The 19,692-nt window shown below is 71.3% G+C and carries 17 protein-coding genes; 12 read left to right on the top strand and 5 right to left on the bottom strand.

Annotation, left to right across the window (positions count from 1 at the left end; all coding sequences use genetic code 11):
- The first annotated feature begins 41 nt into the window (after positions 1-41).
- On the top strand, positions 42-1,463 hold the full coding sequence (locus tag ACT1U9_RS27830; RefSeq protein WP_444535357.1) for a Gfo/Idh/MocA family protein: 1,422 nt from the start codon (positions 42-44) through the stop codon (positions 1,461-1,463).
- Between the two features lie 48 nt (positions 1,464-1,511).
- On the opposite strand, the gene ACT1U9_RS27825 is transcribed toward ACT1U9_RS27830, so the two are convergent.
- A complete protein-coding gene (locus ACT1U9_RS27825) occupies positions 1,512-3,125 on the bottom strand; it encodes a peptide-N4-asparagine amidase (RefSeq protein WP_444535356.1) in 1,614 nt (537 codons plus the stop codon).
- Between the two features lie 206 nt (positions 3,126-3,331).
- Between ACT1U9_RS27825 and ACT1U9_RS27820 the strand changes: the two genes are divergently transcribed.
- Genes ACT1U9_RS27820 through ACT1U9_RS27810 form a run of 3 tightly spaced genes read left to right on the top strand, consistent with a single transcriptional unit; the run spans position 3,332 to position 7,546 of the window.
- The gene (locus ACT1U9_RS27820; RefSeq protein ID WP_444535355.1) at positions 3,332-5,194 is read left to right on the top strand and encodes an ABC transporter transmembrane domain-containing protein; all 1,863 of its coding nucleotides are present in this window, start codon (positions 3,332-3,334) and stop codon (positions 5,192-5,194) included.
- A complete protein-coding gene (locus ACT1U9_RS27815; RefSeq protein ID WP_444535354.1) occupies positions 5,191-6,972 on the top strand; it encodes an ABC transporter ATP-binding protein in 1,782 nt (593 codons plus the stop codon). Before ACT1U9_RS27820 ends, ACT1U9_RS27815 begins: the two co-directional genes overlap by 4 nt.
- 4 nt (positions 6,973-6,976) lie before the next feature.
- Positions 6,977-7,546, top strand: coding sequence for a hypothetical protein (locus ACT1U9_RS27810; RefSeq protein WP_444535353.1), 570 nt, complete (start codon positions 6,977-6,979; stop codon positions 7,544-7,546).
- Positions 7,547-7,560: 14 nt separating this feature from the next.
- Here ACT1U9_RS27810 and ACT1U9_RS27805 read toward each other — a convergent pair whose 3' ends face one another.
- Positions 7,561-8,352, bottom strand: a complete 792-nt coding sequence (locus tag ACT1U9_RS27805; protein ID WP_444539266.1) for a metal-dependent hydrolase — start codon at positions 8,350-8,352, stop codon at positions 7,561-7,563.
- A gap of 123 nt (positions 8,353-8,475) precedes the next feature.
- Between ACT1U9_RS27805 and ACT1U9_RS27800 the strand changes: the two genes are divergently transcribed.
- Genes ACT1U9_RS27800 through ACT1U9_RS27790 form a run of 3 tightly spaced genes read left to right on the top strand, consistent with a single transcriptional unit; the run spans position 8,476 to position 12,416 of the window.
- Positions 8,476-10,989 carry a DEAD/DEAH box helicase gene (locus tag ACT1U9_RS27800; RefSeq protein ID WP_444535352.1) on the top strand — a complete coding sequence of 838 codons (2,514 nt, stop codon included), beginning with the start codon at positions 8,476-8,478 and terminating at the stop codon, positions 10,987-10,989.
- Positions 10,990-11,017: 28 nt separating this feature from the next.
- A complete protein-coding gene (locus ACT1U9_RS27795) occupies positions 11,018-11,896 on the top strand; it encodes an acyl-CoA thioesterase (protein ID WP_444535351.1) in 879 nt (292 codons plus the stop codon).
- Positions 11,897-11,927: 31 nt separating this feature from the next.
- Positions 11,928-12,416, top strand: coding sequence for a glutathione peroxidase (locus ACT1U9_RS27790; RefSeq protein ID WP_444535350.1), 489 nt, complete (start codon positions 11,928-11,930; stop codon positions 12,414-12,416).
- Positions 12,417-12,445: 29 nt separating this feature from the next.
- On the opposite strand, the gene ACT1U9_RS27785 is transcribed toward ACT1U9_RS27790, so the two are convergent.
- Positions 12,446-12,667, bottom strand: a complete 222-nt coding sequence (locus ACT1U9_RS27785) for a hypothetical protein (protein ID WP_444535349.1) — start codon at positions 12,665-12,667, stop codon at positions 12,446-12,448.
- A 117-nt stretch (positions 12,668-12,784) separates the two neighbouring features.
- On the opposite strand from ACT1U9_RS27785, the gene ACT1U9_RS27780 reads away from it, so the two are divergent.
- Positions 12,785-13,531, top strand: a complete 747-nt coding sequence (locus ACT1U9_RS27780; RefSeq protein WP_444535348.1) for a TetR/AcrR family transcriptional regulator — start codon at positions 12,785-12,787, stop codon at positions 13,529-13,531.
- Between the two features lie 78 nt (positions 13,532-13,609).
- On the opposite strand, the gene ACT1U9_RS27775 is transcribed toward ACT1U9_RS27780, so the two are convergent.
- On the bottom strand, positions 13,610-14,839 hold the full coding sequence (locus tag ACT1U9_RS27775; RefSeq protein ID WP_444535347.1) for an acyl-CoA dehydrogenase family protein: 1,230 nt from the start codon (positions 14,837-14,839) through the stop codon (positions 13,610-13,612).
- A gap of 185 nt (positions 14,840-15,024) precedes the next feature.
- On the opposite strand from ACT1U9_RS27775, the gene ACT1U9_RS27770 reads away from it, so the two are divergent.
- The gene (locus ACT1U9_RS27770; RefSeq protein ID WP_444535346.1) at positions 15,025-15,675 is read left to right on the top strand and encodes a TetR family transcriptional regulator; all 651 of its coding nucleotides are present in this window, start codon (positions 15,025-15,027) and stop codon (positions 15,673-15,675) included.
- Between the two features lie 119 nt (positions 15,676-15,794).
- On the opposite strand, the gene def is transcribed toward ACT1U9_RS27770, so the two are convergent.
- Entirely contained in the window at positions 15,795-16,349 is a 555-nt protein-coding gene (gene def / locus ACT1U9_RS27765; RefSeq protein ID WP_444535345.1) for a peptide deformylase, read from the bottom strand.
- Positions 16,350-16,466: 117 nt separating this feature from the next.
- Between def and ACT1U9_RS27760 the strand changes: the two genes are divergently transcribed.
- The 3 genes from ACT1U9_RS27760 to ACT1U9_RS27750 all read left to right on the top strand — a co-directional run bounded on the left by ACT1U9_RS27760 (position 16,467) and on the right by ACT1U9_RS27750 (position 19,639).
- Positions 16,467-17,705 (top strand): MurT ligase domain-containing protein, encoded by a 1,239-nt coding sequence (locus ACT1U9_RS27760; protein ID WP_358836097.1) that lies wholly within the window; start codon positions 16,467-16,469, stop codon positions 17,703-17,705.
- A 22-nt stretch (positions 17,706-17,727) separates the two neighbouring features.
- A complete protein-coding gene (locus ACT1U9_RS27755; RefSeq protein WP_188274730.1) occupies positions 17,728-18,456 on the top strand; it encodes a type 1 glutamine amidotransferase in 729 nt (242 codons plus the stop codon).
- A 157-nt stretch (positions 18,457-18,613) separates the two neighbouring features.
- The gene (locus ACT1U9_RS27750; protein ID WP_188274731.1) at positions 18,614-19,639 is read left to right on the top strand and encodes a 6-phosphofructokinase; all 1,026 of its coding nucleotides are present in this window, start codon (positions 18,614-18,616) and stop codon (positions 19,637-19,639) included.
- The last annotated feature ends 53 nt before the right edge of the window (positions 19,640-19,692 follow it).

The following is a 19,692-nucleotide window of genomic DNA, read 5'->3' as shown; positions in this document are numbered from 1 at the left end:
CTCCCTCATTCAGGAGACTCGCTCTCTTCCCAGGAGACTCGATGAACGACGCAGCACCGCACAACCACGACATCAGCCGGCGCACCGTCCTGGGCGCCGCGGGGGCCGCGGGCGCAGGGCTCGGGATCGGCGGCCTGGGCGCGGGCAGCGCCGCCGCCTCGGAGCACACGGGCGTCCCGGCTCAGGCCCACGAGGCGCCCGCGCCGAAGCGCCAGGGCCGGTCCATGATCGGCGTCCCGTTCCAGCGGCGCTCCACGGTTCGGGTCGGCCTCATCGGGCTCGGCAACCGCGGCGGCAGCATGATCGACCTGTATCTCGACGTGCCCGGCGTACGGGTCGTGGCGCTCTGCGACCCGGTGAAGGCCAAGACCCAGAGCGCCGCCGCGAAGGTGACCGCCGCCGGACAGCCCGCGCCCGCGCTCTACATGAACGGCGAGCACGACTACGAACACCTGCTCAGACGCGGCGACATCGACTTCGTGCACATCGCCACGCCCTGGGACTCGCACTTCGAGATCACCAAGGCCGCGCTCCTCGCGGGCGTCCACGCGGGCGTGGAGTGTCCCGCCTCGATGCACCTCGATCAGCTGTGGGAGCTCGTCGACCTCTCCGAGCGCACCAGACGCCACTGCATGCAGTTGGAGAACTGCTGTTACGGCAGAAACGAGATGCGTGTGCTGCGGATGGCGCACGCAGGCAAGTTCGGCCAACTGCTGCACGGCGCGGGCGCGTACATCCACGATCTGCGCGGCCTGATGTTCGACCCGAAGTACTACGAGGGCCCCTGGCGGCGGCTGTGGCACACGCGGATGCGCGGCGACCTCTACCCGACCCATGGCTTCGGCCCGGTCGCCAACTACATGGACGTCAACCGCGGCGACCGCGTGGTGTCCATCGTCAGCGTCGGCTCGCCCACGCTCGGACTCGCCGAGTACCGCGCCGCCCATATGCCGGCGGGCGACCCGAGCTACAAGGAGTCGTACATCGAGAGCGACCGCACGATCAGCCTGGTCCAGACGGCGAAGGGCCGCGTCATCCGGCTCGAACACGATGTGTCGACGCCCCACCCGTACAGCCGGATCAACAGCCTCGGCGGCACCAAGGGCCTCTTCGAGGACTATCCGGAGCGGATCTATATCGAGCCGGACCAGCACGACGACAACTGGGGCGACTTCTCGAAGTACACGGAGTGGGACCACTGGCTCTGGAAGGAGCACGCCAACCCGCCCGGCGGCCACGGCGGCATGGACTACATGCTGGTGTTCCGGCTGATGCAGTGCATCCGGCTCGGCCTGGTCCCGGACTTCGACGTGTACGACGCCGCCACCTGGTCGGCGCCCGTGCCGCTCAGCAACCAGTCGCTCAAGGCGAAGGGCATGCCCCAGCAGATCCCCGACTTCACCCGGGGCGAGTGGCACAAGTCCCGCCCCGGGATGGACTCCGAGAAGCCCGAGGAAGCCTGAGAGACGGGGCCCGCCCTCATACGGAACGGGCCCCGCACAGCAATCCGCTCAGCAGCGCCGCAGGTCCTCGATGAGCGTGCCCTGGGCGGTCTTCAGGCTCCGGTCGTAGCAGCCGTCCGAGCCGTAGAGGCGGTAGCGCTCGGCGGAGGTGCCGGTGGCGTGCCGCTGGTCGCGCGGCACGTTCATCGTCCAGGAGGCGTCGCCCCGGTAGGTGTCGTCGAGGTGCGACCAGGCGGTGACGTGCCCACCGCGCGCGGTGGCCGTCTCCGCCCGGTCCCCGAGGGTGATCACCGTGCGCAGCCGGTTGTCCGTGCCGATGGTCGTGGTGCCGTCCATCGTGTACGTCCGGTCGACGCGGGCCGTCACCGCCGGGCCGCGCCCGTGCGTGGTGACCGCGCTGTCGTCGGTCCAACTCCCCTTCAGGCCATCGGTGTTCTCCCCCTCGATCCACCGGTGAACCGATTCGGCGGCGACGCTCCGGGCGACCGTGGTCGTGACGCGGCCGTGCGAGGTGTTCAGATACCCGGCGGTCGTCAGCCGGTGGCCCGCCGTGGCGTCGAGGCGGAGTTCCGTGCCCGGTGTGTACGTGGTGGACGCGGCCGGGGCGCCCTCGTCGTGGCGGGTGAGCGCGCCGGTGACGACCTCGCTGCCCTTGTCCTGCCACACAAGGACGTTCGTCGGCGTCGACCAGCCCGACTGCCCCTCGGGCACGCCCGCGACGGACACCTCGACGCGGTGCGCACGGCCGTCGTTCAGGAGCGCCGCGTACGGCGTCAGGTCGTACTCGATCGGCCGTACGTCGAAGGCGTGGGGCGCCGGGACGACGTACCAGAGGAAGGGGTTGGACCAGCCGCCGGTCCATACGTTCGGGAACGGGGCGGCTATTCCGGCGAGTTGGCCGTCGACCTTGATCTGCACCTCGCGGTTGGGGCCCGCGGGCGCCTTGCAGGAGTACGGCGCGGGCTCCGGCACGGCGAGGTACCAGAACTCCTCGCAGCCGCCGCCCGACCCGGTCGCGTACACCTCGGCGACGATCCGCTCGGAGTTGCGCGGGGTGGTGAGCTGGGTGCCGTCGAGCGGGAGCACCTTGTCGGGGGCCGGGGCGGGCTTGGCGCGGCCCTCGGCGGCATAGAACGTCAGCGTGACCTTGACGTCGATGACACCCGTGTACGTGCTGTCGACGACGTTGCCGATCAGCATCTCGACGGGCTGCGCGGAGCGGAACGTGTCGCTGTAGCGGGTGACGTCCTTCTCCACGTTCCAGGCGATGCCGTCCGGCGACGGCTCCGGCGTGGAGGTGCGCAGCACCTCGACCCCGCCGACGTGGAGGTAGCCGAGGCGGTCGTACTGACGGCCCTTGACCTTGCCGTCGAGCCGCAGCACCACCTTGCTCCACCGGTCGCCGCACCCCTTGGGGGGCGCGTAGGAGCCCTTGTAGGGCGTGAAGTCGCGGAACTGCGCCTCGGCGAGGGTGACTTGGCAGGACGTGGTGTGCGGGGTCGTGACCGGCGGCGCGGCGGTGACCGGGTCGTGCCAGCCGGTTCCGAACTCGGCGGGCGGCACGGGCGGCTGTACGGCCGCCGTCGCCGGTCCGGCGCCCAGCAGCGTCCCCGCCGCGAGCACCGCACCGCCGATCATGGACATGATCCTCAGTCGTCTCATGCGTCAGGAGTGAAGCGTGAGAGGGGCCCTCGGCGCCAGAGGTGAACTGCGGACCTTGGCGCGTTCCGGTCCCGCGGACCGGAAAATCGATTGCTTCCGGGTGCCCGAAAAGGCGAACCTTGATCGGAATCAGCCGCTCATCCGGCCACCCTCACCGAACTCATTCCGCGGCTCATGAGGCCGCTCTTTACGATCCTTGGGACGTCATGCAGATTCGCGATCTTCCTTATACGGATCCAGGCGAACCGGACGTCCGCTCGGGTCCCCGGTTCCTGCTCTGGCTGGGCCGCAATCAGCTCGCGGGGCAGCTCAAATCCATGGCCTGGGGGCTGCTGCACCAGTGCGGCATCGCCGGGCTGCCGCTCGGCGTGGGCGTGGCCGTACAGGCCGTCGTCGACCGCTCCGGGACGCGTCTGGCGCTCGCGGGCGGCCTGATCGCGCTGCTCGCCGCGGCCATCGCCATCGGCGACACCATGCTGCACCGCACGGCCGTCACCAACTGGATCACGGCCGCCGCCCGCGTCCAGCAGCTGCTCGCCCGCAAGACCGCCGAGCTCGGTTCGGTGCTCACGCACCGGGTCGCCGCGGGCGAGGTCGTCGCGGTCTCCACGGGTGACGTGGAGAAGATCGGCTGGTTCGTGGAGGCCCTGTCGCGGTTCGCGGCAGCCGCCACCACGCTGGTGATCGTCTGCGTCGCGCTCGTCTTCTACCAGCCCGCGCTCGGCGTCGTGGTGGCGATCGGCGTGCCGGTACTGGCCCTGGCCGTACTGCCGCTGCTGCCGCGCGCCACCCAGCGGGCGGACATCCAGCGCGAAAAGGCGGGCCGGGCCACCGAGTTGGCCTCGGACACCGTGGCCGGGCTGCGCGTGCTGCGCGGCATCGGCGGCGAGGAGCTGTTCCTCGGCCGCTACCGCGAGGCCTCCCAGGAGGTCCGCAAGGCCGCCGTGCGCAGCGCCCGCATGTGGTCGCTGATCTCCGCGCTGCAGGTGCTGCTCCCGGGGATCCTGCTGATCACGGTGGTCTGCTACGGGGCGGTGCTGGCCCGCGACGGCCGGATCGCGGTCGGCGAACTGGTCACCGTCTACAGCGCGGTGACGCTGATGCTCTTCCCGCTGAGCCACTTCGAGGAGATCGCCATGGCGTACTCCTTCTCGCGGCCCTCCGCCAAGCGCGCCGCGCGCGTGCTGGCGCTCCAGCGGGTCGCGCGGCCGTCCGGGACGGACACGGGGGTGTCGTCCGGGGCGGTGGCGCAAGCGGTGGAGGAGCCGTCCGGGACGGCTACGGGGGTGTCGTCCCGGACGACCGCGATCCCCTCCGGGGATCTGTACGACCCGGCGACCGGGCTGCTCGCGCCGAAGGGCCGGTTCACGGCCGTCGTGTGCGGCGACCCGGACGCGGCGGGACGGCTCGCCGACCGTCTGGGCGGTCATGCCGCCGAGGCGGGCGGGAAGCCGTCCGTGCTGCTCGGCGGGGTCGCGCTCGACGAGCTGCCGCTCGACGGGGCGCGTACCGCGGTCCTGGTCCAGGACAAGGACCCGGTGCTGCTCTCGGGCACGCTCCGCGAGCTGCTCGACGTGCCGTCGTCCGGGCAGGTAACGGCCGACGAGGCGCTGACGGCGGCGCAGTGCGCCGACGTCCTGGACGCGCTGGCGCAGGCGTCGGTGGACACCGGCGGCGACCCGATGCGGACCCGGATCACCGAGCGCGGCCGGTCGCTCTCCGGCGGACAGCGCCAACGCCTGGCCCTGGCACGGTCGTTGGTGACCGACCCGGAGGTGCTGGTCCTGGACGAGCCGACCTCGGCGGTCGACTCGCACACCGAGGCGCGGGTCTCGGCGGGCGTCAAGCGACTGCGGACCGGCCGTACGACGGTCGTGTTCTCGTCGTCGCCGCTCCTGCTGGACCTGGCCGAGCGCGTGGTGTTCGTGCACGACGGCGAGGTGGCGTCGGTGGGCGTGCACCGCGAACTGCTGCACACCGACGACCGCTACCGGGCGGTCGTGACCCGAGAGACGGACGAGTCGGCGCAGGCCGAGAAGACACTGGAGAAGTGGGAGGAGACGGCATGATCGGCGTGGCGGCACCCGTATACGACCCGGCGGCCCCGGAGTCGGCAACGACCCTGCCCGTCGGCACCCCGGCGACGGTGCGCGCTTACGTACGTGAGCTGATGCGGCGTCACCGCAAGGCGTTCGCGCTGCTCGTCGGGGTCAACGCGGTCGCCGTGATCGCCTCGATGGTCGGCCCGTATCTGCTCGGCTCGATCGTCGAGGACCTCTCGCACGACGTGCGGGAGCTCCATCTGGAGCGCACCGCCGCCCTGTTCGCGGGCGCGCTGCTCGTGCAGACCGTGTTCACCCGGATGGTGCGGCTGCGCGGGAGCATGCTCGGCGAGGAGATGCTGGCCGATCTGCGCGAGGACTTCCTGGTGCGGTCGGTCGCGCTGCCGCCGGGCGTCCTGGAGCGCGCGGGCACCGGCGACCTGCTGTCGCGGATCACCACGGACATCGACCGGCTGGCGGAGGCGATGCGGGAGGCCGTGCCGCAGCTGGCCATCGGTGTGGTGTGGACGCTGCTGCTGATCGGCGCGCTCGGGGTCACCGCGCCGCCGCTGGCGCTCGCGGTGCTGGTCGCGGCTCCGCTCCTTGTGGTGGGCTGCCGCTGGTACTTCAAGCGGGCGCCCTCGGCGTACCGCTCGGAGGCGGCCGGTTACGCGGCGGTCGCGGCCGTGCTCGCCGAGACCGTCGACGCGGGCCGCACCATCGAGGCGCACCGCCTCGGCGCCCGCCGCGTCGAGCTGTCCAATCAGCGGGTCAAGGAGTGGACCGCCTGGGAGCGGTACACGCTGTGGCTGCGGTCGGTCTTCTTCCCGGTCATCAACCTCACGCACACCACGATCCTGCTGGCGGTCCTGATGATCGGCGGCACGTTCGTCCTCAACGACTGGATGACGGCAGGGCAGTTGACCACGGGCTCGCTGCTCGCCCTAATGATGGTCGAGCCGGTCGGCCTCATCCTGCGCTGGTACGACGAGTTGCAGGTGGCCCAGGTCTCGCTGGCCCGGCTCGTCGGCGTCCGCGACATCGAGCCGGACGCGGGCGACGCCGGGGTGCGGCCGGACGGCCGCGACGTCGAGGCCGACGACGTACGGTTCGGCTACCGCGAGGGCGTCGACGTGCTGCACGAGGTGTCGCTCTCCGTGGCACCGGGCACCCGGCTCGCCCTGGTCGGGCCGTCCGGAGCCGGCAAGTCCACGCTCGGCCGACTGCTCGCGGGGATCTACGCCCCGCGCGAGGGCCGGGTCACGCTCGGCGCGGCCGAGCTGTCCCGGATGCCGGCGGAACGGGTGCGCGAGCATGTGGCCCTGGTCAACCAGGAACACCATGTGTTCGTGGGCTCGCTGCGGGACAACCTGCTGCTTGCGAGGACCGGCGCCCAGGACGCCGAGCTGTGGGCGGCGCTCGGCGCGGTCGACGCCGACGACTGGGCGCGGGCGCTTGACGACGGCCTCGCCACCGAGGTCGGCTCGGGCGGGCTCGCGCTCACCCCGGCCCAGGCCCAGCAGATAGCGCTGGCCCGGCTGGTGCTCGCGGACCCGCACACGCTGGTCCTGGACGAGGCGACCTCGCTGCTCGACCCGCGTGCCGCCCGCCACCTGGAGCGCTCACTGGCCCGGGTGCTCGACGGCCGCACGGTCGTCGCGATCGCGCACCGGCTGCACACCGCGCACGACGCGGACGTCATCGCGGTGGTCGAGAACGGCCGCATCAGCGAGCTCGGCAGCCATGACGCCCTGGTCGCGGCGGACGGCGCGTACGCGGCGCTGTGGCGCTCCTGGCACGGGTGAGGGCATGGCACGCAGAAGCAAGCGGCGTCCGTACGTCGACGCCTTCGTCGAGTTCGGCCGCACCGGCCGCCTCGGCGCGCTGCACGGCGGGGCCTCCCTGACGGAGGTCGCCGCCGTGCACGGCACGCCGTGGACCGGCGGTCGGGTGTACGACAAGCGGCGGTGGCCGCACTGGTTCGGCTACGGGGACGTGTCGCTGTGCGTGTGCGGCTGCCGCCGGATCGAGATGATCATTGTGCCGACCTGGCACCGCAAGTGCCTGGTCCCCGGGGACCGGCCGGACCGGCTGCGCCGGGTGCCGCCGCTCACGTACGGGATGATCGTGCCCGCGCTGGATGCGGCGGGTGTCGAGTGGCGCTTGGACGAGTACCCGGGCCTGCCGCAGCGCACGGTGGTCACCGAGCCGGACGGCGGCCGGATCGAGTTCGTCTTCGCCACCGAGAAGTACTGCCACGAGGCCCGACAGGACATCCCGCTGCGCACCCCGGTGCTCAACAAGATCGTGGCCGCCGCCGCGCCGCACGAGTGCCCGCCGATCCCGCCGGGCACCCCGGACGACGGCTGGGGGTCGTGAGCGGAACCCTGGGACTAGATGAAGTCCAGGGCTCCGGCCGCGCCGATGCCGCCGAGCACCATGAACGCCGGCATCAGCACCTTCAGCTCCACCCAGCTCCCGGCCCGGAACCGCATCGCCTTCGGCGGGCCCAGCGGGTACCAGCGCTTGCGGCCGAGCGGGATCGGCCACAGGATCGGGCAGCCCGAGACGGTCAGGGCGTCGCCGATGTCGTGGACGAGCGCGCCGAGCACGATCGGCAGACCGAGCCACAGATACTCCTGGCCGGAGCCGCTGAAGAGCCAGTCCGAGCCGTTGCCCGGCTTGTCGAGGACCCCGGCCATGATCCAGGCACCGGCCGCGCCGAGCAGCCACACCAGGACGTCGCTGGACATCCGGGCGGCCCGCCACAGCAGGCCCTCCACCGCCAGCACCACATGGACGAAGAGGATGCCGAGCACCGCCCAGCGGCCGCCGAACATCGCCGCCGCCGAGGCGCCCGCCCCGATCAGGACCGCCCACAGCCAGGTGTGGGTGAGCGTGCGGTGGCCGCCGTTGCGACGCGGGTCGCCGGGGCCCCGGGTCGCCTTGTAGACGGCGTGCGAGAGGTCGTCGACGATGCCGCACAGCGCCCGGGAGACCGGGCCGAAGGCGCGCGATATGGTCGCGGACTTGTGGTCGAGGTCGGGCGCGAGCGCCGCCCCGGCGCTGATCAGCGCGCCGACGACGAGCACCGGCCAGGGCATGGCGTGCCCCGCGGCCGCGGTGGCGGCCCCCACCCCCAGCCAGGCTGCCGCTCCTGACAGTGAGTGCGCAGGTCCCATCATGACCGTGCCCCGCCCCATTTCCTGTTGTCCCATGGCCGAGTTGAGAGGGCAGCCTATCGTTCATGATCTTCTTGCCCCTCCTCCGGTTCCCTCTTACGCGGTGAAGCCAGGCAAGATGGGGGCGTGACCCTTATCGATCAGCTGCCGCCGAGTGCCGACCCCGATGCCCTTTTCGAGGCCTTCTCCACCTGGGCCGAGGAGCGGGGTATCTCCCTGTACCCGGCCCAGGAGGAGGCGCTGATCGAGGTGGTCTCGGGCGCGAACGTGATCCTGTCGACGCCCACCGGATCGGGAAAGAGCCTGGTGGCGGCGGGTGCGCACTTCGCGGCGCTGGCCCGGGACGAGGTCACGTTCTACACCGCGCCGATCAAGGCGCTGGTCTCGGAGAAGTTCTTCGACCTCTGCAAGCTCTTCGGCACCGAGAACGTCGGCATGCTGACCGGCGACGCCTCCGTGAACGCGGACGCGCCCGTCATCTGCTGCACCGCCGAGGTCCTCGCCTCCATCGCGCTGCGCGACGGCAAGCACGCCGACATCGGCCAGGTCGTGATGGACGAGTTCCACTTCTACGCCGAGGCGGACCGCGGCTGGGCCTGGCAGATCCCGATCCTGGAGCTCCCCCAGGCGCAGTTCGTCCTGATGTCGGCCACCCTCGGCGACGTCTCGATGTTCGAGAAGGACCTGACGCGCCGCACCGGCCGCGAGACCGCGGTGGTCCGCTCGGCGACCCGCCCGGTCCCGCTCTCGTACGAGTACGTGACGACGCCGATCACCGAGACCCTGACCGAGCTCCTGGAGACCCGGCAGTCGCCGGTCTACATCGTGCACTTCACCCAGGCCCAGGCGGTCGAGCGGGCGCAGTCGCTGATGTCGATCAACATGTGCACGCGCGAGGAGAAGGACGCGATCGCCGACCTGATCGGCAACTTCCGCTTCACCACCAAGTTCGGCCAGAACCTCTCCCGTTACGTACGCCACGGCATCGGTGTGCACCACGCGGGCATGCTGCCCAAGTACCGCCGCCTCGTCGAGAAGCTGGCGCAGGCGGGCCTGTTGAAGGTGATCTGCGGTACGGACACCCTCGGCGTCGGCGTCAACGTGCCCATCCGTACGGTGCTGTTCACCGCGCTGACCAAGTACGACGGCAACCGCGTGCGCACCCTGCGCGCCCGTGAGTTCCACCAGATCGCGGGCCGGGCCGGGCGGGCCGGGTTCGACACCGCCGGGTTCGTGGTCGCCCAGGCGCCCGAGCACGTCATCGAGAACGAGAAGGCGCTCGCCAAGGCGGGCGACGACCCGAAGAAGCGCCGCAAGGTGGTCCGCAAGAAGGCTCCCGAGGGCTTCGTCGCCTGGTCGGACACCACCTTCGAGAAGCTGATCGGCGCCGAGCCCGAGCCGCTGACCTCGCGTTTCCGGGTCACCAACATCATGCTGCTCTCGGTGATCGCCCGGCCTGGCAACGCCTTCGAGGCCATGCGCCGCCTCCTGGAGGACAACCACGAGCCGCGCAAGGCGCAGCTGCGCCACATCCGCCGCGCCATCGCCATCTACCGCTCGCTGCTCGACGGCGGTGTGGTGGAGCAGCTGGACACCCCGGACGCCGAGGGCCGCACCATCCGCCTCACCGTCGACCTCCAGCAGGACTTCGCGCTCAACCAGCCGCTCTCCACGTTCGCGCTCGCTGCCTTCGACCTGCTCGACCCCGAGTCGCCCTCGTACGCGCTCGACATGGTCTCGGTCGTCGAGTCGACCCTTGACGACCCGCGCCAGATCCTCGCCGCCATGCAGAACAAGGCGCGCGGCGAGGCCGTCGGGCAGATGAAGGCGGACGGCGTCGAGTACGAGGAGCGCATGGAGCGGCTCCAGGACATCTCGTACCCGAAGCCGCTGGAAGAGCTGCTGTGGCACGCGTACAACGTCTACAAGAAGTCGCACCCGTGGGTCGGCGACCACCCGGTCTCGCCGAAGTCCGTCATCCGTGACATGTACGAACGGGCGCTCACCTTCACGGAGTTCACCTCCTGGTACGAGCTGGCGCGCACCGAGGGCATCGTCCTGCGCTATCTGGCGAGCGCGTACAAGGCGCTCGACCACACCATCCCGGACGACCTGAAGACCGAGGACCTGGAAGACCTCATCGCCTGGCTCGGCGAGATGGTCCGCCAGGTCGACTCCAGCCTCCTCGACGAGTGGGAGCAGCTGGCCAACCCGGAGATCGAGACCGCCGAGCAGGCCCAGGAGAAGGCCGACGAGGTCAAGCCGGTCACCGCGAACGCCCGCGCCTTCCGCGTCCTGGTCCGCAACGCGATGTTCCGCCGCGTGGAGCTGGCCGCGCTCGACAACGTGGACGCACTCGGTGAGATGGACGCCGAGTCCGGCTGGGACGCGGACGCCTGGGGCGAGGCGATGGACAAGTACTGGGACGAGTACGAGGACCTGGGCACCGGCCCCGACGCGCGCGGCCCCAAGCTGCTCGCGATCGAGGAGGACGCGGCGCACGGCCTGTGGCGCGTCCGGCAGACCTTCGCCGACCCGAACGGCGACCATGACTGGGGAATCAGCGCGGAGATCGACCTCGCGGCCTCCGACGAGGAAGGCCGCGCGGTGGTCCGCGTCACCGATGTAGGCCAGCTCTGACCGTCCGCTTCGAGAGGACCGCGACGCCATGACCAACCCCGCCGAGAGACTCGTCGATCTGCTCGACCTGGAGCAGATCGAGGTCAACATCTTCCGCGGCCGCAGCCCGCAGGAGTCCCTGCAGCGCGTCTTCGGCGGCCAGGTGGCCGGCCAGGCGCTGGTCGCGGCCGGGCGCACGACGGACGGCGAGCGCCCGGTGCACTCGCTGCACGCCTACTTCCTGCGCCCCGGCCACCCCGGCGTCCCCATCGTCTACCAGGTCGAACGGGTGCGGGACGGCCGGTCGTTCACCACCCGCCGGGTCACGGCGGTCCAGGAGGGCCGCACGATCTTCAATCTGACGGCCTCCTTCCACCAGCCGGAGCCCGGCAGCATCGAGCACCAGCTGCCGCCGCGCCTGGACTTCCCGGAGCCGGAGTCGCTGCCGACGGTTTCCGACGAGATCCGCGAGCACCTGGGGGCGCTGCCCGAGGCCCTGGAGCGGATGGCGCGCCGCCAGCCCTTCGACATCCGGTACGTGGACCGGCTGCGCTGGACCCCGGACGAGATCAAGGACGCGGATCCGCGCAGCGCGGTCTGGATGCGCGCGGTCGGCCCACTGGGCGACGACCCGCTGGTGCACACCTGCGCGCTGACGTACGCGTCTGACATGACGCTCCTGGACGCCGTGCGCATCCCGGTGGAGCCGCTGTGGGGGCCGCGCGGCTTCGACCTGGCCTCGCTCGACCACGCGATGTGGTTCCACCGCCCGTTCCGGGCCGACGAATGGTTCCTGTACGACCAGGAGTCCCCCATCGCGACCGGCGGCCGGGGCCTGGCCCGCGGCCGCATCTACGACCGCGAGGGCCGCCTCCTGGTGTCGGTGGTCCAGGAGGGCCTGTTCCGCCCGCTGTCCATCCAAGTTTGATCAACTCGCTTACTGCCATGAGGAGTTACGCATGTCCCTGTACGACATCCCGCTGCGCACCCTGACCGGCGAGCCCACCTCGCTCGCCGACTACAAGGGCAAGGCGGTGCTGGTCGTGAACGTGGCGTCCAAGTGCGGTCTGACCCCGCAGTACGCCGGTCTGGAGCGCCTGCAGAAGCAGTACGGCGAGCGCGGCTTCACCGTGCTCGGCGTGCCCTGCAACCAGTTCCTCGGCCAGGAGCCGGGCACCGCCGAAGAGATCCAGACCTTCTGCTCGACGACGTACGGAGTGACGTTCCCGCTCCTGGAGAAGACGGACGTCAACGGCGACGACCGCCACCCGCTGTACGCCCGGCTGACCGAGGTCGCGGACGCGGAGGGCGCGGCCGGGGACATCCAGTGGAACTTCGAGAAGTTCCTGATCTCGCCGTCCGGCGAGGTCGTCTCCCGGATCCGTCCGGCCACCGAGCCGGAGGCCCCGGAGCTCGTCGCGGCGATCGAGGCGCTGCTCGCGGTCTGAGGCGCGTACGTACCGGGTCGGCGTGGGCGTCAGCCCCGCCGGCCCAGCGCTTTCGCGCGGCTGTGGGCGTAGCCGCCGATCAGGACGCCGACCGCGACCAGCGCCAGGTGGGCGAGCAACCGGCCCGGGAAGCCGCCCGGGACCCAGCCGAGCAGACCGGTGTTGTCGTGGTTCACCAGGATGCGAAAGGCGCCCTGCGCGAAGACGACCATCAGCACCGCCCCCACGATCTGCAACGCGTCGTACTTCATGCGAATCCTCCCGCTCCACTCACCTGGCCATTGATACGAACGTATCAGCGCGGATGTGAGGATTTCCTGGCCAGAGACGGCTTACGTCACACAATTTTCCGGCGTACGGTCAGTTGCATGCGTGACGAAAAGGAAGGCCGCTGCCAGGTGTGCGGGGCCGCGATCGCCCCGGCCGGGCGGGGGCGGCCGCCCGTCTACTGCTCGCGGAGCTGCCAGGCACGGGCGTACCGCGCCCGCAAGCGGCCGCCTTTGCCGGAGCCCGAGCCGCGGGCGCCCGGGGAACAGGCCGGGCGGCGACGGCAGATCGCGGCGGCGGTGTGGCGCATCGCGGCGGGGCGGGGGCTGCACGAGGCGAGCATGCGGGAGGTCGCGGCGGAGGCGGGGGTGTCCCTGCGGTCGGTGCAGTACCACTTCGGCGGCAAGCACCAACTCCTGGTCGGCGCACTGCAGTTGCTGCACCGCGAGAACGAGCTGCGGGCCCGGGGCCGTATCATGTACGACCCCTCCGACCAGCGGGCGCTGCTCAGGGCGGTCCTGGAGGAGTTCCTGCCGCTCGACGACGAACGGCGCCTGGCGCTGCGGTGCTTCGCGGCGTACTACGCGCGCAGCCTCACCGATCCGGCCCTGGCCGCGGTGTTCCTGAGCGCCGAGCACCCGCTGGAGGACCTGGTGGCCGGGATCATCGCCCAGGCCCAGTCCGACGGCGCCTGCCCGCCCGCCCTCGACGCCCGCCACGAGGCGGATCTGCTGGTGTCGGGGGCGGTGGGACTGGGCGCGGACATGCTCCACGAACGGCGCGATACGGCCGAGGTGGTGGCCACGCTGGAGTACCACCTCGACCGGATCTTCACGGTGGCGCGCTGAGCGCTCCGCATGGGGGATCGTCTGCGGGCCGGTGGGGGCTGGTCGCGCAGTTCCCCGCGCCCCTTTCGGGGCTCGGACTCAGCGGATCGGCATGCCCGACAACGTGCGGGCGATCACCAGGCGCTGGATCTCGCTGGTGCCCTCAAAGATTGTATAAATCGCCGCATCCCGGTGCATGCGCTCGACCGGGTACTCGCGGGTGTAGCCGTTGCCGCCGAGGATCTGGATCGCCTGGGCGGTGACCTTCTTGGCGGTCTCGCTCGCGTACAGCTTGGACATCGAGCCCTCGGCCGAGGTGAACGGCTTGCCCGCGGTGGCCATCCAGGAGGCGCGCCACACCAGGAGGCGGGCCGCGTCGATCTGGGTGCGCATGTCGGCGAGCTGGAAGGCGACGCCCTGGTTGTCGATGATCGGGCGGCCGAACTGCTCGCGGCCCTTGGCGTATTCGAGCGCGTAGTCGTACGCGGCCCGGGCGGTGCCGACCGCCATCGCGCCGACGGCCGGGCGGGAGGCCTCGAAGGTGGCCATCGCCGCGTTCTTGACGCGCTCGCCGCCGCCCGCCCTGGCCTTCTCGTGGGCCCGCGCCAGGCGCTCGTCGAGCTTCTGCTTGCCGCCGAGCAGACAGTGGCCGGGGACGCGCACGTCCTTCAGGACCACCTCGGCGGTGTGCGAGGCGCGGATGCCGTGCTTCTTGAACTTCTGCCCCTGGGACAGACCCCGGGTGTTCGGCGGGACGATGAACGAGGCGTGCCCCTTGGAGCCGAGCTCGGGGTCGACGACCGCGACGACGACGTGGACGTTGGCTATGCCGCCGTTGGTGGCCCAGGTCTTGGTGCCGTTGAGGACCCACTCGTCCTTGGCCTCGTCGTAGACGGCCTTCGTACGCATCGAGGCGACGTCGGAGCCCGCGTCCGGCTCGGACGAGCAGAAGGCGGCCACCTTCACGTCGTCGACGTCGCCGTACATCTGCGGGATCCAGGTGCCGATCTGCTCCTCGGTGCCGTTGGCGAGCACGCCGACGGCGGCCAGGCCCGTCCCGACGATCGACAGGGCGATGCCCGCGTCGCCCCAGAACAGCTCCTCCATCGCGACCGGGATACCGAGGCCGGTCGGGTCGAAGAACTGCTGGGCGTAGAAGTCCAGGGAGTAGATTCCGACCTTGGCGGCCTCCTGGATCACCGGCCAGGGCGTCTCCTCGCGCTCGTCCCACTCGGCGGCGGCGGGCCGGATGACGTCCTTGGCGAATCCGTGCAGCCAGTCCTGGACCTGCCTCTGGTCGTCGTTGAGTTCCATCGTGAACTCGGCCATGTCGTCTCCACCACTCCCTGTGCCACGAGCAAGCGTTACTTGCGGTAACAGCAGTATGTTACCGGTCGGTAGAACATGTCAACCAGCCGTTCACCACTCAGCGGACGACCTGGTCGGGGTGTTACGTTGCGCAGGCATCGCGCAAGACCGAAAACGCACAACGCAGTACGGGCGGGGAGACAGCCATGGACACCACCAACCAGGCCGAGCAGCAGCGGACGTCGGCCGAAACCCGCCGGCGCGAACTGCTGGAGGCGGCGGACCGGGTGGTACTCCGGGACGGGCCCAAGGCGTCGATGAACGCGATCGCGGCGGAGGCGGGGATCACCAAGCCGATCCTGTACCGCCACTTCGGCGACAAGGGCGGGCTGTACCGGGCGCTCGCCCAGCGCCACACCGACGCGCTGCTCTCCGCGCTGCGGGCGGCCCTGGACGCGCCGGCCGAGCGCCGGGAGCGGGTGGAGGCGACGCTCGACACCTACCTCGTGGCGATCGAGGCGCGGCCGCAGGTGTACCGGTTCCTGATGCACCCGGCGGAGGAGTCCGGTTCGGGCGAGCAGCCCGGGTTCGACGTGGGGCGGCACTCGGCGCCGCTGCTGCGGCGGATGGGCGAGGAACTGGGCGTCGTGATCGCCGAGCGGATCGACCTCGGGCCCGGGAGCGAGGCGCTCGCGCGGGTGTGGGGGCACGGGATCGTCGGCATGATGCACGCGGCGGGCGACTGGTGGCTGGGCGAACGCCCCTGCTCGCGCGCGGAGTTGGTCCGCGGCCTGGCGGACCTGCTGTGGGGGCGGCTGGCAGCGGCGGGCGACCGCGCGGGCGGCCCGGGGTTCTAGAAGGCTGCGGATCGTGCTGGGTTGCTCGCGCAGTTCCCCGCGCCCCTTATTGGGCCCTTCGGGCCCTCCTAGGGGCCCACCGGCGGTCAGCCCACAACCCCGGCCGCCCGCCCAGGGCTTCAGGTGACGGGTGGGGTGGGGGACAAACCCGCCTTGGCGGCCGCGCGGAGCAGCCGGCGGTGGCGCCAACCCGTCAAGCGGTCCGCGTACATCAACCCCTCCAGGTGGTCCACCTCGTGCTGGAGGCAGCGGGCGAAGAAGCCGGTGCCGAGCACACGCAGCGGCTCGCCGGACACCGACACCCCCTCCACCACCGCCTCGTCGTACCGCTCCGTACCGGCCTCAAGACCCGGCAGGGACAGGCAGCCCTCGGAGCCCCGCACCACGACCCCGTCCGTCGACACCAGACGCGGGTTGACGATGTGTCCGAGATGCCGGACGTCCTCGTCGTCGGGGCAGTCGTAGACGAACACCCGCAGCCCCACCCCGATCTGATTCGCCGCGAGCCCCACCCCCTGCGCCGCGTACATCGTCGCGAACATGTCCTCGACCAGCCGGCCGAGGGACGGACCGAAGTCGGTGACGGGCTCGCACGGGGCGTGCAGGACCGGGTCGCCGAGGAGAGACATCTCTCGTACGGTGCCGGAACTGCCGGGAATCGGACGGTGGCGCATGGCCGCAAGCGTACGTTCCGGGCCACCCCGAGCCGTCCGCGTGGTGGCGCGGTTCGGGCCGCTGTCCGGATCTCGATAGGCTGAGGTCCGACCCAGGCGCAAGGAGGATCAAGGACGATGGCAGGCAACGCGGAGCCGCTGTCACCGCGGGCCAAGCTCGCCGTGACGGCGGGCAAGGCCGCTGCGGCGGTGTCGCGCGCGGCGGGGCGGGGCAGTGGATCGGTGATCGGCGGCCGGGTGGCGCTCAAGCTGGACCCCGATCTGCTGGGGCGGCTGGCGAACCACCTGGACGTGGTCCTGGTCTCGGCGACGAACGGCAAGACGACGACGACCCGGCTCATCGCCGAGGCACTGCGGGCCAGCGGCCCGGTGGTGTCGAACGCGCTGGGCGCCAATATGCCCGCGGGCATCACCTCGGCGCTGGCGGGCGGCTCGGACGCCCGCTTCGGCGTGATCGAGGTGGACGAGAAGTACCTCTCGGGGGTGGCGCGGGATGTGACGCCCAAGGCGATCGCGCTGCTCAACCTGAGCCGCGACCAGCTCGACCGGGCCGCCGAGACCCGGATGCTCGCCGAGAAGTGGCGCGAGGGACTCCAGGGCACCAAGGCCGTGGTGATCGCCAACGCCGACGACCCGCTGGTCGTCTGGGCGGCGTCCTCCTCCCCCAATGTGGTGTGGGTGGCGGCCGGCCAGGAGTGGAAGGACGACGCCTGGTCGTGCCCCGCCTGCGGCGGTGTGATGCAGCGCCCCGGCGACGACTGGTTCTGCGGTGAGTGCGGCTTCCGCCGCCCCGCCCCGAGCTGGGTGCTCAGCGGCGACTACGTCCTGGACCCGCACGGTTCGGCCTGGCCGATCCACCTCCAGCTGCCCGGCCGCGCCAACAAGGCCAACGCCGCCACCTCCGCCGCGGTCGCCGCGGTGTTCGGGGTGCCGCCGCAGGTCGCCCTGGAGCGGATGTACCAGGTGCAGGCGGTCGCGGGACGCTATGACGTCGTCTCCTTCCAGGGCCGTGAGCTGCGGCTGCTGCTCGCGAAGAACCCGGCGGGCTGGCTCGAAACGTTTTCCCTGATCGACCCGCCGCCGACGCCGGTGATCCTCTCGGTCAACGCCCGGGGCGCGGACGGCACGGACACCTCGTGGCTGTGGGACGTCGACTACACCCGGCTCGCCGGTCACCCGATCTTCGTGATCGGCGACCGCAAGCTGGACCTGGCGGTCCGCCTGGAGGTCGCGAACCTGGACTTCCGGGTCTGCGAGAGCCTGGCGGAGTGCGTACAGCTGGCGCCGCCCGGGCAGATCGAGCTGATCGCCAACTACACCGCCTTCCAGGACGTGCGCCGCACGGTCGGCAACTGAGACCCCCGAAGGAGAAGCGAGCATGAGCGACAACAGCCTGCGCCTCGTGTGGGTCTACCCCGACCTGCTGAGCACCTACGGCGACCAGGGCAACGCGCTGGTCGTGGAGCGCCGGGCCCGTCAGCGCGGCCTCGATGTGGCGCGCGTCGACGTCCGCAGCGACCAGCCGGTGCCGTCGTCCGGCGACATCTACCTGATCGGCGGCGGCGAGGACCGGCCGCAGCGGCTGGCGGCCGAGCGGCTGCGCCGCGACGGCGGGCTCCAGCGCGCCGCCGCCAACGGCGCGATCATCTTCTCGGTCTGCGCCGGGTACCAGATCCTCGGCCACGAGTTCATCAACGACCTCGGTGAGCGCGAGCCCGGCCTCGGCCTGCTCGATGTGGTCTCCACCCGGGGCGAGGGCGAGCGCTGCGTCGGCGACGTCCTCGGCGACATCGACGAGCGCCTCGGCCTGCCCCAGCTCACCGGGTTCGAGAACCACCAGGGCGTCACCCATCTCGGCCCCACCGCCCGCCCGTTCGCGCGGGTGCGCCTGGGCCGGGGCAACGGCACCGGTGACGGCACCGAGGGCGCGTACAACGAGACGGTCTTCGGCACGTACATGCACGGTCCCGTGCTTGCGCGCAACCCTCAGATCGCGGACCTGCTGCTGAAGCTGGCCCTCGATGTGAACGCGCTGCCGCCGACCGACGACCGCTGGTACGAGGCGCTGCGCGCCGAGCGCATCGCCTCGGCGACCCAGCCCGCCTGACCCGACGCCGCTCCCCGGAGCGGCGTCGGACGTTTCCACGACGTCCATCAGTCGGACGTCTGATTCGGCCCCGTCACCCTGCGCCGGTAGGGTGGCGGGGATCCAACCGGACGACGTGGTCCGGTCGTCGGCCCACGTTGCAAAGGTTTTCCGGGCAATGCGAATTGGTGTGCTCACCTCCGGCGGCGACTGCCCCGGCCTGAACGCCGTCATCCGTTCCGTCGTGCACCGCGCGGTGGTCGACCACGGCGACGAGGTCATCGGCTTCCACGACGGCTGGAAGGGTCTTCTGGAGGCCGACTACCGCAAGCTCGACCTCGACGCGGTCGGCGGCATCCTCGCGCTCGGCGGCACGATCCTCGGCTCGTCCCGGGTCCAGCCCGCGCATCTGCGCGACGGAGTCGAGCGCGCCAAGGGCCATGTCGCCGAGCTCGGCCTCGACGCGATCATCCCGATCGGCGGCGAGGGCACGCTCAAGGCCGCCCATCTGCTCTCCGAGGCGGGCCTGCCGATCGTCGGCGTGCCGAAGACCATCGACAACGACATCGCCTCGACCGATGTCACCTTCGGCTTCGACACGGCCGTCGGGGTCGCCACCGACGCGCTCGACCGACTCAAGACGACCGCCGAGTCCCACCAGCGCGTCCTGATCGTCGAGGTCATGGGCCGTCACACCGGCTGGATCGCGCTGCACTCCGGCATGGCCGCCGGCGCCCACGCGATCGTCGTGCCGGAGCGCCCCTTCGACATCGACGAGCTGACCGAGCTGGTCGGCCGCCGCTTCTCGGCGGGCAAGAAGTTCGCGATCGTGGTGGTCGCCGAGGGCGCCAAGCCGCGCGAGGGCTCGATGAGCTTCGACGTGGGCGGCACCGACATCTACGGCCACGAGCGGTTCGCGGGCGTCGCCAGCCAGCTCTCCGTCGAGCTGGAGCGGCGTCTCAACAAGGAGGCCCGCGCGGTCATCCTCGGCCACGTCCAGCGCGGCGGCACCCCGACCGCGTACGACCGCGTCCTGGCCACCCGGTTCGGCTGGCACGCCGTCGAGGCCGTGCACCGCCGCGAGTTCGGCATGCTGACCGCGCTGCGCGGCACCGACATCACCATGGTGCCGCTGGGCGAGGCGACGGCGACGCTCAAGACGGTCCCGGCCGAGCGCTACGCCGAGGCGGAGTGCGTGCTCTGACGTACGGGTAGTTTCACACGCAACGAGCCGCCCCCGGTCGCACCAGCGACCGG

Source organism: Streptomyces sp. BR1, assembly GCF_052373795.1.
In the GTDB taxonomy this organism is placed as follows: Bacteria; Actinomycetota; Actinomycetes; order Streptomycetales; family Streptomycetaceae; genus Streptomyces.
Note: the sequence above shows the minus strand (reverse complement) of the source record. Positions and strands in the feature narration are given on the sequence as shown.

Bases quoted from the DNA above. Each gene is read 5' to 3' on its own strand.
- ACT1U9_RS27830 (WP_444535357.1), top strand. From the start codon at position 42: ATGAACGACGCAGCACCGCACAACCACGACATCAGCCGGCGCACCGTC.
- ACT1U9_RS27825 (WP_444535356.1), bottom strand. From the start codon at position 3,125: ATGAGACGACTGAGGATCATGTCCATGATCGGCGGTGCGGTGCTCGCG.
- ACT1U9_RS27820 (WP_444535355.1), top strand. From the start codon at position 3,332: ATGCAGATTCGCGATCTTCCTTATACGGATCCAGGCGAACCGGACGTC.
- ACT1U9_RS27815 (WP_444535354.1), top strand. From the start codon at position 5,191: ATGATCGGCGTGGCGGCACCCGTATACGACCCGGCGGCCCCGGAGTCG.
- ACT1U9_RS27810 (WP_444535353.1), top strand. From the start codon at position 6,977: ATGGCACGCAGAAGCAAGCGGCGTCCGTACGTCGACGCCTTCGTCGAG.
- ACT1U9_RS27805 (WP_444539266.1), bottom strand. From the start codon at position 8,352: ATGATGGGACCTGCGCACTCACTGTCAGGAGCGGCAGCCTGGCTGGGG.
- ACT1U9_RS27795 (WP_444535351.1), top strand. From the start codon at position 11,018: ATGACCAACCCCGCCGAGAGACTCGTCGATCTGCTCGACCTGGAGCAG.
- ACT1U9_RS27790 (WP_444535350.1), top strand. From the start codon at position 11,928: ATGTCCCTGTACGACATCCCGCTGCGCACCCTGACCGGCGAGCCCACC.
- ACT1U9_RS27785 (WP_444535349.1), bottom strand. From the start codon at position 12,667: ATGAAGTACGACGCGTTGCAGATCGTGGGGGCGGTGCTGATGGTCGTC.
- ACT1U9_RS27780 (WP_444535348.1), top strand. From the start codon at position 12,785: ATGCGTGACGAAAAGGAAGGCCGCTGCCAGGTGTGCGGGGCCGCGATC.
- ACT1U9_RS27775 (WP_444535347.1), bottom strand. From the start codon at position 14,839: ATGGCCGAGTTCACGATGGAACTCAACGACGACCAGAGGCAGGTCCAG.
- ACT1U9_RS27770 (WP_444535346.1), top strand. From the start codon at position 15,025: ATGGACACCACCAACCAGGCCGAGCAGCAGCGGACGTCGGCCGAAACC.
- def (WP_444535345.1), bottom strand. From the start codon at position 16,349: ATGCGCCACCGTCCGATTCCCGGCAGTTCCGGCACCGTACGAGAGATG.
- ACT1U9_RS27760 (WP_358836097.1), top strand. From the start codon at position 16,467: ATGGCAGGCAACGCGGAGCCGCTGTCACCGCGGGCCAAGCTCGCCGTG.
- ACT1U9_RS27755 (WP_188274730.1), top strand. From the start codon at position 17,728: ATGAGCGACAACAGCCTGCGCCTCGTGTGGGTCTACCCCGACCTGCTG.
- ACT1U9_RS27750 (WP_188274731.1), top strand. From the start codon at position 18,614: ATGCGAATTGGTGTGCTCACCTCCGGCGGCGACTGCCCCGGCCTGAAC.